A 12,876-nucleotide genomic window follows, 5' to 3' on the forward strand; every position below is an offset into this window, starting at 1 on the left:
CTGTGAGTCCCTTGAACTCACTCAATCATCAGGGAAGCACAAGTGAGGATCGTCGGGAACCCCCGATGCCTCGTACGTGTGGTCGCCACACTGGCAACTCCCTTGCCACAGAGCAGGGACGGAAATCGACTCGGTCACGGGAGACAGCTCCTTGATCCGGGAAGCAAACTTCGCCGCAGTGTGCCGCACACCCACACGGTCGCGCTGATGTTCGGCACCGGCAGACACGAACGAGCTGACAGGTCCACTCCTGACGGTGAACGCCCATTAGATCGTTGCCTGTCGGATGCCGCTACAGCCAGCGACGACAGGCAGCCACCCGACCGAGAACAGCAACCCTCAACCAGGTTGGTCATCAGTCGAGTTATGACCTGCATCACAAGGATCACATCGGGAGCAGACGCACGGCGGCGGTCGCCAACTTGACTGACCAGCACGGTTCGTACATCTTGACCCTATTGATTTGCTTCGCCCCCTTTCCTGGGTACATTAGTGAAAAGCGCAGTTCAGAGGCGGTTCGGGTACCTTCTGGCGCATGACGACTGATGCGTGGTTCATGGCCTTCCCCAGCTCGTTCCTGGCGCTCTTGACGGTGCTGACCACCGTGGCCCTGATGCACCCGGAGGCGCCGGTCAGGGAGCGTGCTGAACGGCTCCTGGCAACGCTCCTTCGGGTGCGCTAGCTGCACGGACAACTTCCGAGTCGAGGCAGAGCGCCCTAGTGAACCGCTGGGTCATTGCTGATCCGTCCGTTCCCTGGGCCCACGCGAAGACCCCCGGAATCACCTGATTCCGGGGGTCTTCGGCAGAGCTGTAAGAGGAGTTAGCTCTCGTCGGTCGGGTCGTCCGCGCGACGTCGTCGGACGGCGAAGAGGGCGCCTCCGCCGGCAGCGATCAGGACGCCGGCGCCGCCGATCAGCCACGGGGTGGCGTCAGCACCGGTGTGCGCGAGCGCGCCCTCGGGGGCGGGAGCGGCGGTGCTCGACGTGGTCTCGTCGGCGGCCGGCGTCTCCGAGGTGGACGGTTTCGGGGTGTCCTCGTCCTTGCCGGGCTTGTCCGGGGTGGGCTTGTGGCTCGGCTTGTCGGTGGGCTTTCCGGTCGGCTTCTCCGTGGGGGGCGGGGTGGTGGCGGTCTTGGCGTTGGTCGTGGTCACCGTCACCGGATCTCCCGGCTTGGCCTGGAACGTCTTCGAGGGCTTGTAGAGGTCGTAGCCCTCAGGCGCCTTCACCTGCTTGACCCAGAAGTCTGTGCCGGTGCGGGAGTTGATGGGCAGCTTCCCGGTGGCCGTGCCGTCGGGGCCCGTGGTCAGCGTGAGGATGATCTTGGTGCCGCTGCCGATGTTGACCGTGGATCCGGGCAGCAGCTTGCCGGTCTTGTCGTCCTTGGCCTTCAGGCGGACCGAGGCGTCCTTGAACGGGTCGATGATCGTGAGCGGTGTGTCCGTGCCGGGGGTGACGATGACGTCCTGGTCGTCGACCGTGTCGTGCAGCGGGCTGCCGCTGGAGACCTCCTTGAGGCGGTAGACGCCCGGCGCGAGGTCCTGGAAGGCGAGCTGCCCCTGGGTGTCGGTCTTGCCGCTGGCGGTCTCCTTGCCGGCGGAGTCGAAGAGGGCGAAGGAGGCTCCGGCGAGCACGTCCCCGCCGGGGTCCTTCTTCACGATGGCCACGCCGCCGGTCTCCGTCTCGGCCGCGTTGCGCGGGGCTGCGGACGTGGAGGCGGAGGGGCTGGGATCGGTGCTCTGGGCCGAGGCGGTCGGCGCCCAGGACAGGCTGCCGGTCACCGTGGCGGCGACGGCGACAGCGGCCGGAAGGGTTCGAGCGGAGCGGATGCGCAAGAAGGGACTCTCCGAGAAGAACGCGCGGAGCGCGTGCGGATGGATGACGTGGGTGGTGGTTCAGCGGGAGCGGCGCGGCGCCGGTCGTGCGGGGGCTGCGGGCGGGTTCGTCGAGCGGGACGGTGCGGTGATCGCGTAGCGTCGTGCGGCGCCGCGTACGAGCTGCTGTTGCTGCTCGACGGGCAGCTGCTCGATGCCGGCCAGGCCCTGGGCGACGGCGAGACCGAAGGGTGATCCTGCGTCGAGTCCGGCGGCTTGGACGATCTGCGCGGCGGCCTCGGCTTCAGCGAGGATGCCGTAGGTACTGGGGATGCCGAGCAGGTGCTCGGCATGGTCGCGGGCGCCGTCGAGGAGTTCGGTGAGCGGGACCTCGTCGTTCAAGCAGTCCTCGACGATGTCGAGGAGGGTCAGCGTGGCCCTGTGCAGCCGGTCACGGAAGTCCGGATCGGTGAGCCAGAAGCCGTTCGGTCCCGGCGGCCGTGGCGGCGCCTGAACCGGAGTGACCGGCGGCGGTGGTCGTCGGTGGGACGGGAGCCAGCGAGGCGGTGGCATCCAGAACTCCTCTGGCGCGGTGAATGGTTAGCGGGTGCGAGGTGACACCCCGGCGATGGATGTGGGCCGGGCGGCAGGCCGGAGGGCCGGTTGCGCTGCTGCTTGCGGCGAGAACCACAGGTGGGCGTACTGCTCGATCGCGGTGCGCAGCCCTGTGCCGTCCGCGCCGTGCCACGCGGGCCCGCTGCTGTGCCAGTCGCGGATGACGGCGTAGCCGTCTCGGCCGGCCGACAGGTCCCGGGCAGCATCGCGGCGCTCGAAGGTGCCGTGGTCGGCGAAGCGGAGGATGGCGGTGTCGAGAACACCGTGGTCGGGGTGGATGACGCGCAGGCGTAGTCCGTCGTACTCGTCGCGGCGGATGGTCGGAGCGAAGTCGATCCGGAGCCGTATCGGCGCGTTCGGCTGCGGGGCCGCGTACAAGGCGTTGCCGATGACGGCGTACTGGTGGAAGGGCAGTTCGAGGACATCGTCGAAGAACTGCTGTGCGTGCAGGGCCACGTGATCCTTCTGGGACAGGGGTGCGGGAGGTCAGCGGCGGGGGCCGGAGCTACGGGCGGGCAGGGCCGCCGACGGGGTGGTCGTGGTGCTCCAGCGCGGAACGCTCCGCGTGGTCAGTGCGGGAGCCCTGCGGGGTGCGGCACGTCGGACGTCGAGGGGCGTGGGAACCGGAGGCGGCGGTGGCGTGACGGGTATGAGCTGGGCACGCTCGCGTAGGCCGCGCAGCATCTGGTCCTTCCAGCGCGGCAGTGGCGCTGGGTCGGACAGGCTCTCGGTGATGGCCGTCAGCAACACGGTCGGGGTGTTCGTGGAGGCGGTGGCGTACCAGCCGGACGACTTCGGGCCGCCCCGCATGTACCAGCGGGCCTCAAGGGTGGTGAGTTCCCGCTCCGGATCGAGGCGGCCGGTGGCGAATTCGAGTCCGGCCATGCCGTCCGGGGTCTGCAGTTCCATGACGCCCCGCCGCGGGCATGGCATCTTCCAGCCCCTGTTGATCAGGGGGACGATCGCCTGGAAGGCGTCAAGCTCGGGATCGGCAGGATCGGGGCGGGCGAGGTAGCGCTCGGGCCCTTCTTGATACGCCGACGCCAGAGCGGTGGTGAAGGCGGTGACGAATTCGGTGGGGCACTGATCGTTGAAGCTGACGCCCCAGGCGGGCGGGCCGAAGCGGTCCTCGTAGGCGTTGATGCGCCACAGCCCGTCGTCGTCGCCTTCGGGCAGGTAGCCGAGGCGGATCTTGCGGTCGGAGGCGGTGACATAGACGTTGCCGAGGTCATCGTGGGTGAGTTCCCAGCCGAGCGCGAGCAGAGGTTCAAGGGCCGGGTCGCCGGTGTAGGTACTGCCGGCGAGGTAGCGGGGGAAGACGTAGACGTCGCCGTCAACATCGGAAGCGGGATCGTTCAAGGGGCCATCCGAGTAGGAGTCGGGGCGGCTGCACGCGGCAGGTCTAGGCGGGGGGTGACCTGGGCGGACAGGTGCCGGTACGCCTCGCTGGAGCGGGCGCGGGCGACCTTGGCGCTGGGCCCAGTGGTGATCAGGTAGCCGATGCGGGCGCTGAACATGTCGCCGTGCGGCGGCAGCACGAGCGTCTCGCCGACGTCGCGGGTGAAGGTGACGCGCTCGAGCCAGTCGCTGCACTCGGACAGCTCGGCGTCCATGCTGCGCTCGGTGAGGGTGCCGGAGTAGGCGGGGTAGATCAGCCGGATCGCCGCTGCCTGACTGCGTGTTGGGGTGAGGTGGGGCCGTACGCCACAGGCGATATCGGCGGCGGCGCGGGCCAGGTCGACGCCGGTGGCCAGGTGGACGAGGTGGCCGATCATGTCACCGGCGAGGCGCGCGTTGACCTCGATCAGTCGGGGGCGGCCGTCGACGATGCGGATCTCGACGTGGCTGACGCCGTCGGTGACGCCGACGGCGTCGAGGGCCGCGACGGCGACCGGCGCCACAACGGGGAACAGCGGGTCGTCCGCGTCGACCACGTGGGCCAGCTCCTCGAAGAAGGGCGGCATCCCGACGGTCTTGCGGGTGACGGCGACCACGGTCGTTAGCCCCTGATAGGTGACGCACTCGACGCTCACCTCCTCCCCGTCGAGGTACTCCTCGACCAGGACCTGGGTGCTCTCGACTCCGTGGCCGGCGGTCTGCGCGGCGAAGGCGTACGCGGCGGGCAGTTCATGGGCGGTGTCGACGCGGATGACGCCCATGCTCGCGGCGTGCGCGGCGGGCTTGAGGACGACGGGATAGCCGATCAGGGCGGCTGCGTCGGCGGCCTCCTGCTCAGTGCGCACGCCCACGGATACGGCGGAGGGCACCCCGTGGCGGGCAAACAGGCTGCGGGAAATGTGCTTGTTGCGGCAGCCCTGGAGGGCTTCCGGGGTCGTGGTGTTCAGGCCGAGCTGGCGGGCGAGACGGGCGACGGGCACGAGGTACCACTCGGTCCACGTCATCACGCCGGCGAGATCGTAGCGCTCGGCGAGGTTGCGCCCGGCCGCATTCAGTGCGGCCTGGTCGGTGGGGTCGGCGACCGCGTGGTCGAGGAGGAACTCCTTCTCCCAGGTCGGTTCGGCTCCGGAGATCAGCACGACGTCGTAGTGGGTGCGGACGCTTTCGAGGCAATAGGCCCGATACGCGTGTGCGTCCATATCGGCGGCTGCCACGACCAGGACGACGGGGCGAGGGGACAACAAGGCTCCAAACAAGGGCAGGACAGGCGAGGTTGGCGGCATGCGGGCGGGAATCAGGGGGTGCGGCGGCGCCGCAGCTCGAAGGCGGAGGCCCAGTGGGGGTGGTCCGCAATCAGCTTCCGGGCGTACAGGGCGGTGAAGTTGTTGTTCAGGCCGCGCACACCCGCAGGCATCTGCCAGCGCAGGTCCTCAAACAGCGCCTTCAGCCCGACCCGGGTCGCTCCGGCGGCGATCCGGTCGGCGGCCAGACGCTCCAGCGCCCGGTAGATGTACGGGTGCTCGGCGTCGAACGCGAGGAACCGGTCCATCAGCGTGGGCCGCGATCCTGCGCGAAACGACGGCCGGGATATCGGCAGGACCAGCTGGTCGGCCGGGGCGTGCGACGTGCGCATGGGACGTTCTCCTGGAGTGAGCGGAGTGAAAAGGAGGGTCGTGTCAGGCGAAGGTGGTACGCAGGGCGGAGGTCGCACGCAGCCGGGCGAAGGCGGTGAACAGGCCGGCGGCCTGAAGTACGGCGCAGAGCGTGATGACGTGGCCGAGCTGGGCGGGCGCTACGACGGCGACGAGGACGCCAGCGAGCGGGAAGGGCAGCAACAGCACCAAGATCGTGAGGGAGAGGGTGGCGCCGAACACCTCCGCGGGGATGAGGTGGGAACGCAGGGTGCGCAGCACGACGGTCATGCCGCCTTCGCCGGCCATGAGGACGGCGATCAGGGCGAGATAGGCGTGGTAGGTGCTGGCGAAGGAGACGGCCAGGCACCCGGTGGCGGCGATGGTGGCGGATACGGCACCGACCGGCCACAGCCCGAAGCGGTCGATCGCCCGGCGGCACAGGACGACGGCGCCGAGTGAGGCGACGGCGGCGATGGACCAGACGAATCCGACGTCAGCGGTGGAGTGGCCGAATTCCTTGACGATGATCACCGGGGCGGCGGCCTGCAGCAGACCGACGGCGAGGTTGGACACGGTCAGTCCGGCGACCAGCCAGCCCAGCGCCGGCAATGCCCGCAGCGTGGACCAGCCGGTGCGCAGCCCCTTGGAGACGGGCTGCACCGCGGCGGCCTTCTCCCGGCGGTGCTGACGTGGTGCGAGGAGGCTGGTGAGCAGGGAGAAGACGGCGATCACCGTCAGCATCCCGCTCGCACCGGCCCACTGGAGCAGCAGGCCGGCCAGCGCCGGGCCGGACAGGGTGGCGACCTGGTCGATGCCGAGCAGCACCGACTGCACCTGATGCGCGCGGTCGCCGGCCTCGCGGCTGGCGACGCCGCCCGCGGTCTCGGCCGCGATGTACGCGCACTCGGTGAGGATCCCGGTGGACGCGGCCAGCGCCATAACGGTGACCGTCGCCCCGAGTCCCGTCTCCTGCATCGGCAGGAGGAGTGCGGCGGCCAGGACCACCAGGGCCCGCGCCACGGAGGCGAAGCGGAGCACGGTGGTCGTGCCGTGGCGGTCCACCAGGGCCCCGGCGAAGGCGAACGCCCCCAGGCGCGGGACCCACTCCAGCGCGAAGGCCAGTCCGGTCAGCGCGGCGGAGTTGGTGGTGGCCAGTACCAGCAGCGGTATGCCGTACGTCGTCATGGCGAACGCGGCGGCGTCCGTGCTGCGCGGCAGGTAGATGCCGCGCAGCACAGTGGGGACCGGGCGGCGGGCATGCCGCGGTCCGACACGGGATCTCACGCAGCGCGCCCCGCTCCCAACGCCTCCTCGTGCGAGGAGCCGATGCCGGCACGGTTCCGGACGCGGGGATGCGCCTGCAGAAACTCGGTGACGACCTGGTGCGGAGCCGACGGCTCAAGACTCGAGACGCCCGCCTGCGGGCTGCGGCTGGTCAGCTTGAGGGTGTGCTGGACACGGGTGACGAAGTCGACGGTGGTGTCGGGGAAGTGGCGGGCGCGGGCCCAGCGGGCCACGGTGTCGTACACCTCGGCGAGGTCCTCGCCGCTCGCGGAGAGCCGGTAGCGATCCGGCGCCTGTTCGTCGGCGTGGACTAGGCCGAGGTCGCGGGCGATGTCGATGGCATGGCGCAGCTGTCCCGGGGTGAGGTCACCGAAGGCGCCCTGAAGGCTGCCTTTCTGGTGGCTGATGGGGCCGTTGTCGTCGATCTCGGTGATCAGGCGGATCAGACTCGGCAGGGTCAGGGTGCGGATCGCGCGGCGTTCGTGCAGGAGGTTCTCGGGCCGGGAGCGGTTCATCGGCGCGGGCCTCCTGCCGGGGAGATCGGGCGGGCGGGTATCTGGTGGGAGAAGAGATCGCCGGGCTGCCATGCCGGGCCGTTGGGGGCCGTGGCGGCCAGGGCGGGACGGGCCACTGGCGCAGCCGGAACGGCCGGCGCCGGGAGACGGGTCGGGGTGGTCGCCCACGGGCCGGAACGGTTCTGCGACGGGGCGGCGCCCTGCCCCCGGAGCCGACGCGCGTCGCTCTCCGGGGACGGGGCGGTGGCCCATGCGGAGATCGCCTGGAAGACGGGGACGAGTCCCTGGCCGCTGGCGGTCAGCTGGTAGCCACCGGCCCCGCTGGCCACCACGAGGCCGTCGTCGACGAGGCGTTCCAGGGGCTTGTAGACGGCGGTCAGCCCGTAGCCGGGCATAGCTTCGGACGCCAGGGTCTTCGCAGTCGCGGTGCCCCTGGCCTGCAGCGAGAACAGGATCGGGGTCGCGTGGCGCGGCGCGAGCAGAGCGACGGTGTCGTCGATGTTCTGCGCCGGCGCGATCCGCTCGGGCTCCAACTCGCCGGTGCGCTTGTCGGCCACCAGCTCCTTCTCCAGGTACTTGTCGCCCCAGGAAGCGATCACAGCAAGGACGGGCAGCAGGGCCACGCCGCGGCTGGTGAGGCCGTAGGTGACGTGGCGCGGGGCGTACTCCGTGCGCTCGACCACGCCCGCGTTGGTGAGGTGACGCAGCCGGGGGTGAAGCTGGCCGTCTGCCAGCCACGGCAGCCTCGGCTTGAACTCGGCGTAGCGCAGCGGCTGGGAGGAGATGGTCATCAGCACCCACACGCTCCAGCGCGGAGCGAGCAGGTCCAGGGTCTTGGTGACGCCCAAGAGGTCGTTCGGTGTGGCGGAGGGCGGCGCGGTGGTGGCCAAGAGAAGGGCTCCTCAAGCGGTGCGGGTGGGTCAGCGGGTGCGGGAGGGGGTCGCCGTCGGAGCGGCGGGCATGGGCGCGGCCGGCGCGTGGGTGTCCGGGGCGGTCACTCGGCGCAGGCCGCCCAGGACTGCGCTGGTGCTCTTGGCGTAGGCGTCGCGGGTGGCGACGGACTCGGCGAGACGCCGTGCGCAGTCGAGGATGTGGCCTGCGTCGAACCGGCCGATCTCCCGTCCGGGAGCGGTGAGTTCACGCAGCCGCTCTAGCTGGAAGTCGATGTTGCGTTCGGCGAGGGCCAGATCGCTGTGGTTGCCGGTCAGGGCCGCGAGCAGGCTGGCCTCGGGGGTGGCATCGGCGAGGACTTCGAGCTCGGCCAGCGGCTGTGCGTACAGCGCCTCGATGCGCTGGGCGACGAGCTGGGAAGCGGCGTGGGACGGGGTATCGGGTGGGGGCAATCGGCGCGCTTTCAGGGACGTCGCATCCGCACTGCCGCGGCGCGGGATGCTGCCGGGGCCAGCGGAGCGGTGGCGGTGATCTTGGCGCTCAACTGGACCTGTCCTGCTGGTGCTTGAGTCGGGGCCGGCAGGGTGCGCAGCAGCTCGTCGAGTGCGGCGGTGTAGCCGTCCCGGCCGGCCAGAGCCGCCTCCAGCCAGTCCGCGTCCCAGCCCAGGCCCTCGGCGGACAGGTCGTCCACGTTCCCGTCGGTGGCCGACGCGGTGTGGATGCGGTCCCGGACGCGGGCCACCTGCTCCTCGGCGACGACGAGGAAGCTGCGCAGTTCCAGCGCCCGCTGGAGCGCGGCACTGGCCTCGCCCCGGGCCGCCTGGGCGTACAGCTCAGCCACTTCGGCGCCGAACGCGTTCTGCAGTGCTCGATCGCGGCTGGTGGACCTGTCGATGACGCTCACCGGACGGCTCCGCGTGCGGGAGTGGCCGGTGTCCGGGGCAGCGTGGGCGCGGCGGTTGGGAGCGCCGGTGCGCGACGCGCGGCAGCCGAGGTGCCGCGCCACACGCCGGGTCCGCGTTTACCGGGTGCGTTGGGGTCCAAGAGGTAGTTCACGACCATGGCCCGTCCGTCGCGAGAGGCGACGGCCGCGTTGACCTGGTGGGCCAACTCCATGACGGAGTCGTCGAGTACCTCGGGCGGCTGGGCTCCCAGAGCCTGGACGAGCGCGTCCTCCGCGGTGTCGAGTGCCTGCTGTGTCTGGGCGAGCAGGCCGTGCCAGTGCACGACATCGGTGGCCTCGGGGTTGGCGTCCGGTGCCGCCGTCACGGCGCGGCGCAGATCGGCGAGGGGCATCTGGAATCGCTCCTCGATGCGCTCAGTGATGACGCCCATCACGTCGTCGCTGGCGTCGGGCATGGGAGGGGTCTCCTTTCATTTGCGTCTGGGGCGGGATTTCCGCACCGGCAGCTCCGGCGCGGAATGCGAGAGTGCTTTCGGGCGGGTCAGTCGAGGCTCGTGGCGACGTCCCGGTGGACGTACGTCCCGGACACCCAGCCCGTGATTCCCGTGGTCTTGTCAGCGATATGGCGCCAGTTCCCGCTACTCCTGTGGACGGTGAACTGGTGGCTGCGGTAGAGCACACCGACAGCGGCGGACTTCGTAGTCGCCTTGGCGCGGATCGTCACGGCCTTGGCGTGCACGGCGTACGGCAGCGTGGGGGCCGGGCAGCTGGCGATGGTGGTGGCCGCGCTGGCGGCGGGAGCAGAGATGATCGGGAGGGCGAGAGCGAGTACCCCCTACAGCGGCGGACATCGCTATGCGGCGTGCACGCATGAGGAAATGACCTCCGGGCCGTGGAATGGGAATGCGGAAACAGCCCCGGGCAGATGCCGTGCGGGCTGAGAACAAGAGTCCGGAGAATCCCCGGTTTCGGTAACCGGGGATTGCCTGCTACATTCCGCGCCATCTCGCACGCGGCAGCCGAAATTGCATCGGGAGCCTGCCAGGCAAATACGTCCGCGTTAGCGGGAGTTCAGCGGCTGGGCCTGCGCTGTGGGGCGGGGCGGGCCGGCAGGCCGGGGACGGCGGTGGTGTGCCGGGTCGCCGGCGAGGCCGTCGGCAGCGGCGGCTCATCGCCGTTCCAGTGCGCCTCCCACCACTGCGTGGCGGCCTCGAAGGTCTGGAAGCCGCCTTCGCGAAGGGTGTGCGTCCACGTGGTGGTGTCGGCCTCTTCGAGGAGCACGCGATAGGGCATGGCCGCCTTCTCGTCCATGGCGCGGAGCATCACCGTGGTCTGCACTGGGTCGCCGGCGTCATCGGTGTAGCTGACGCCATAGGCGAAGTGATCGCCGTCGCTGCGCAGCCGCTGTTCGAGAACACGGGTGGCTTCGTCCGCCGCGGCGGTGCCCATACCCTCGGGCAGAAGGATCTTCTCCTCGGGGCAGCCGCGGGCGATCAGCCAGGACTGGGCCATGGACGGCAGCGGCAGCATCTTGTGGTCGAACTGGTAGCTGCGCGCGGCCGGGTCGCGTTTGAGGTGCAGGGCGACGAGCTGCGGCTCCCCGGGGATTCCCCACGTGACGGCACCGTTGTGCATCACGTAGAAACTGTGCTCGGCATCGTCGCTGTGATGCTCGGCGAGGACGGTCATCATGTCCTGCTCCTTGCCGATATGCCCCCAGAACTGATCGGCGACATGGTCGTTGACGGCCTCGTATCCGTCGAGGCGGAAGTCGGGTTGATAGCTGGACATCGGTGCTTTCGGTCGTGGCGCCTTGGGTTCCGTGCGCGCGGCGCGGAGACGCCGTTCAGCGGTGGGGAGCGGAGGCGGAGGAGACGGTCGGCGGCAGTCGCGCGGGCGTGGTGCCGGGTGGGCTGGAACGCCGCGGTGCGGTCAGCACGCTGCGGCCGGCGTCGGTGAGGGTGACGGGCTGCCCGGCCTGCACCGGGTGCGAGGTGTCGCGTGCCACCAGGCCCAGCGCCTCCAGGTGCTGCAGTTGGGCGTAGGAGATGCGGGTGCGCGCCGGAGTCGCCACCGCGAGGCGGTGGGTGATCAGGTGTTCATGCAGCTTGGCGCCCTGGGCGATGGCGAGCAGGGCCGCGATGTCCTTCGTCGGGACCTGTGGTGGCGCCTGCCGAGAAGCGACGGCCTCGATGGGCTCTAGCGCAGCAGTTGCTGCGGTCTGCTTCGCGTCACGGATGGCGGCGGCCGTCGCCAGCTGATCGAGGGTGCGCTGGATTCTGGCGAACAACGCCTGGTCCACCGACAGATCGCTGGAGGCCAGACGAGCAAGGCGGACGCGATGGAAAGCGACGTCCCGCTCGGCGGCCACCAGGTCGCGGTGGGCCATGGCCAAGGCGGCGTGTGCCGTGTCGAGGAGTCCGCCGTCGCGGTGCCGGTGCAGCTCTTGGACGCCGTACCCCACGGCGGTCTCGATGCGCTGGTCGAGGGCGGTGGGTGTGTGCTGGTCGGACGGGGGTGAGGTCATGGCGGTGAAGTCTCTGGGCCCGGTGCGAGCGCGTCCAGGGCGACGCGGACTTCGACGTACGGGCCGTCCCGGCTGTGCCGGGTCGGCCCGAGCCGGCCGAGCAGTCGGAGCATGGGCGCGTTGGAGGCGTGCACGAAGGCGGCCAGGGTGTGGCCACCTCGCGTACGAGCCGAGAGCGCGGCCTGCCGGGCCACCGCGGTGCCGATGCCCTGACGGTGACGGTGGTCGACGACCTGCAGTCCCAGATCGAAGACGCCCGGCTCCCGGCTGACCGGACCGACGCAGACCAGGGCCAATGGCCGCTCGTCCGCGCCGAGCCCGACCCAGCACTGCGTGTGGCCGAGCAGCTGGGACAGGTCGCGCGGGGTGATGCGGGTGCGGCCCCAGCGGCGCAGCAGGTTCTGCTCGGAGCACTGCGCGTGGAAGCTGGCGACCACGTCCCAGTCCGCCTCCGTCACCTGTCGGCTCTGCGCGAGGGCCGGGTGTCTCAGCAGGAGCAGGAGGGCCGGGCGGCCAGCAGGTCGGAGCGCCGGTAGGCCCGGTAGCGGCTGCCGTCGCCGGCACGCGGCTTGCGGGACTGCACGCCGTAGCCGCGCAGGAGCAGGCCCAGCCGTAGCGGGGTGAGGTCGGCGTAGCGCCAGCGCCCATCGGCCTGTCCGGGCAGATCACGCAGGCGCTTGACCAGCTCCGCAGTGCTCACGTACTCCGGGGCGCCCTCGTCTTCGAAGACGGTCAGGCACGCGTGGACGATCGTCTGCGGGCTGCTGGGGCAGGACAGGAACTCCTCGCAGGTGTCCTCGTGGAGATCGTCGAGGTCGTCCGGCTCGTCGAATCCGTCGATGCCTTCGAAGTCAGGGTCGAAGTCGGGTGCCTCGTCATCCCATGGTTCGTACGCGTCCTCGGGGACGGCCTCGTAGGAGGCGGCGCAGCAGCACGCCGTCGACAGCAGCGCACTCAGCTCGGCACCGGCTGCCATCCGTTCGACCAGCAGGTCGGTGAGGGTGGTCAGCTGCTCGGTCGGAGAGACACCGGGAAGCTCGGCGTCAGTGAACTCGACGAGCTGCCGGTCGAGTTCCTGGACCTCGGTGAAGGCGTCGAGGATGGCGCGGTGGTGCGGGTTCTCGGTGACCTGGGCCGGCGCCAGTACGGCGGCGGCGACCTGGTCGATCAGGGTGGGGAACGTCAACGGGCGGGGCCCTTCAGAGGGCGGTTCGTGAGGCTTTGACGGGTTCTGTCGTCGCCTGATGGTGTGGGTGTGGGGCGGAATCCGCCAGTCCGTAGCGGCTCGTCTGCTGG

General features: G+C 70.4%; 18 protein-coding genes. 1 reads left to right on the forward strand and 17 read right to left on the reverse strand.

Features of this window, described 5'->3' with window-relative positions:
• The first annotated feature begins 535 nt into the window (after positions 1–535).
• A complete protein-coding gene (locus AB0P07_RS32370) occupies positions 536–682 on the forward strand; it encodes a hypothetical protein (protein ID WP_365556832.1) in 147 nt (48 codons plus the stop codon).
• Positions 683–822: 140 nt separating this feature from the next.
• On the opposite strand, the gene AB0P07_RS32375 is transcribed toward AB0P07_RS32370, so the two are convergent.
• The 17 genes from AB0P07_RS32375 to AB0P07_RS32455 form a co-directional block, all read right to left on the reverse strand.
• Positions 823–1,833: a SpaA isopeptide-forming pilin-related protein gene (locus AB0P07_RS32375; RefSeq protein ID WP_365556835.1), complete on the reverse strand. Its 1,011-nt coding sequence runs from the start codon at positions 1,831–1,833 to the stop codon at positions 823–825.
• A gap of 60 nt (positions 1,834–1,893) precedes the next feature.
• Complete coding sequence (locus AB0P07_RS32380; RefSeq protein WP_365556837.1) at positions 1,894–2,385, reverse strand: hypothetical protein; 492 nt, start codon at positions 2,383–2,385, stop codon at positions 1,894–1,896.
• A 27-nt stretch (positions 2,386–2,412) separates the two neighbouring features.
• A complete protein-coding gene (locus AB0P07_RS32385) occupies positions 2,413–2,883 on the reverse strand; it encodes a hypothetical protein (protein ID WP_365556840.1) in 471 nt (156 codons plus the stop codon).
• 30 nt (positions 2,884–2,913) lie between these two features.
• On the reverse strand, positions 2,914–3,786 hold the full coding sequence (locus AB0P07_RS32390; protein ID WP_365556842.1) for a DUF317 domain-containing protein: 873 nt from the start codon (positions 3,784–3,786) through the stop codon (positions 2,914–2,916).
• Entirely contained in the window at positions 3,783–5,024 is a 1,242-nt protein-coding gene (locus AB0P07_RS32395; protein WP_365556891.1) for an ATP-grasp domain-containing protein, read from the reverse strand. The genes AB0P07_RS32390 and AB0P07_RS32395 overlap by 4 nt, the downstream gene beginning before the upstream one ends.
• A 95-nt stretch (positions 5,025–5,119) precedes the next feature.
• Positions 5,120–5,458: a hypothetical protein gene (locus tag AB0P07_RS32400; RefSeq protein WP_365556845.1), complete on the reverse strand. Its 339-nt coding sequence runs from the start codon at positions 5,456–5,458 to the stop codon at positions 5,120–5,122.
• Between the two features lie 43 nt (positions 5,459–5,501).
• Positions 5,502–6,743, reverse strand: coding sequence for an MFS transporter (locus AB0P07_RS32405; RefSeq protein WP_365556848.1), 1,242 nt, complete (start codon positions 6,741–6,743; stop codon positions 5,502–5,504).
• Complete coding sequence (locus AB0P07_RS32410; protein ID WP_365556851.1) at positions 6,740–7,258, reverse strand: hypothetical protein; 519 nt, start codon at positions 7,256–7,258, stop codon at positions 6,740–6,742. The genes AB0P07_RS32405 and AB0P07_RS32410 overlap by 4 nt, the downstream gene beginning before the upstream one ends.
• Complete coding sequence (locus tag AB0P07_RS32415) at positions 7,255–8,148, reverse strand: winged helix-turn-helix transcriptional regulator (protein WP_365556854.1); 894 nt, start codon at positions 8,146–8,148, stop codon at positions 7,255–7,257. The genes AB0P07_RS32410 and AB0P07_RS32415 overlap by 4 nt, the downstream gene beginning before the upstream one ends.
• Positions 8,149–8,178: 30 nt before the next feature.
• Entirely contained in the window at positions 8,179–8,601 is a 423-nt protein-coding gene (locus AB0P07_RS32420; protein WP_365556857.1) for a hypothetical protein, read from the reverse strand.
• An 11-nt stretch (positions 8,602–8,612) separates the two neighbouring features.
• Entirely contained in the window at positions 8,613–9,053 is a 441-nt protein-coding gene (locus AB0P07_RS32425; protein WP_365556860.1) for a hypothetical protein, read from the reverse strand.
• On the reverse strand, positions 9,050–9,508 hold the full coding sequence (locus tag AB0P07_RS32430) for a hypothetical protein (protein ID WP_150167974.1): 459 nt from the start codon (positions 9,506–9,508) through the stop codon (positions 9,050–9,052). The genes AB0P07_RS32425 and AB0P07_RS32430 overlap by 4 nt, the downstream gene beginning before the upstream one ends.
• 86 nt (positions 9,509–9,594) lie before the next feature.
• Positions 9,595–9,792, reverse strand: a complete 198-nt coding sequence (locus AB0P07_RS32435) for an SH3 domain-containing protein (protein ID WP_365556863.1) — start codon at positions 9,790–9,792, stop codon at positions 9,595–9,597.
• A 332-nt stretch (positions 9,793–10,124) separates the two neighbouring features.
• Positions 10,125–10,844 (reverse strand): hypothetical protein, encoded by a 720-nt coding sequence (locus AB0P07_RS32440; RefSeq protein WP_365556865.1) that lies wholly within the window; start codon positions 10,842–10,844, stop codon positions 10,125–10,127.
• 55 nt (positions 10,845–10,899) lie between these two features.
• The gene (locus AB0P07_RS32445) at positions 10,900–11,580 is read right to left on the reverse strand and encodes a hypothetical protein (RefSeq protein WP_365556868.1); all 681 of its coding nucleotides are present in this window, start codon (positions 11,578–11,580) and stop codon (positions 10,900–10,902) included.
• Positions 11,577–12,038 carry a GNAT family N-acetyltransferase gene (locus AB0P07_RS32450; RefSeq protein WP_365556871.1) on the reverse strand — a complete coding sequence of 154 codons (462 nt, stop codon included), beginning with the start codon at positions 12,036–12,038 and terminating at the stop codon, positions 11,577–11,579. The genes AB0P07_RS32445 and AB0P07_RS32450 overlap by 4 nt, the downstream gene beginning before the upstream one ends.
• A 29-nt stretch (positions 12,039–12,067) precedes the next feature.
• On the reverse strand, positions 12,068–12,766 hold the full coding sequence (locus tag AB0P07_RS32455; protein WP_365556874.1) for a DUF3631 domain-containing protein: 699 nt from the start codon (positions 12,764–12,766) through the stop codon (positions 12,068–12,070).
• Positions 12,767–12,876: the final 110 nt, after the last annotated feature.

It is taken from the genome of Streptomyces sp. NPDC085944 (genome assembly GCF_040686295.1).
Classification (GTDB): domain Bacteria; phylum Actinomycetota; class Actinomycetes; order Streptomycetales; family Streptomycetaceae; genus Streptomyces; species Streptomyces salinarius.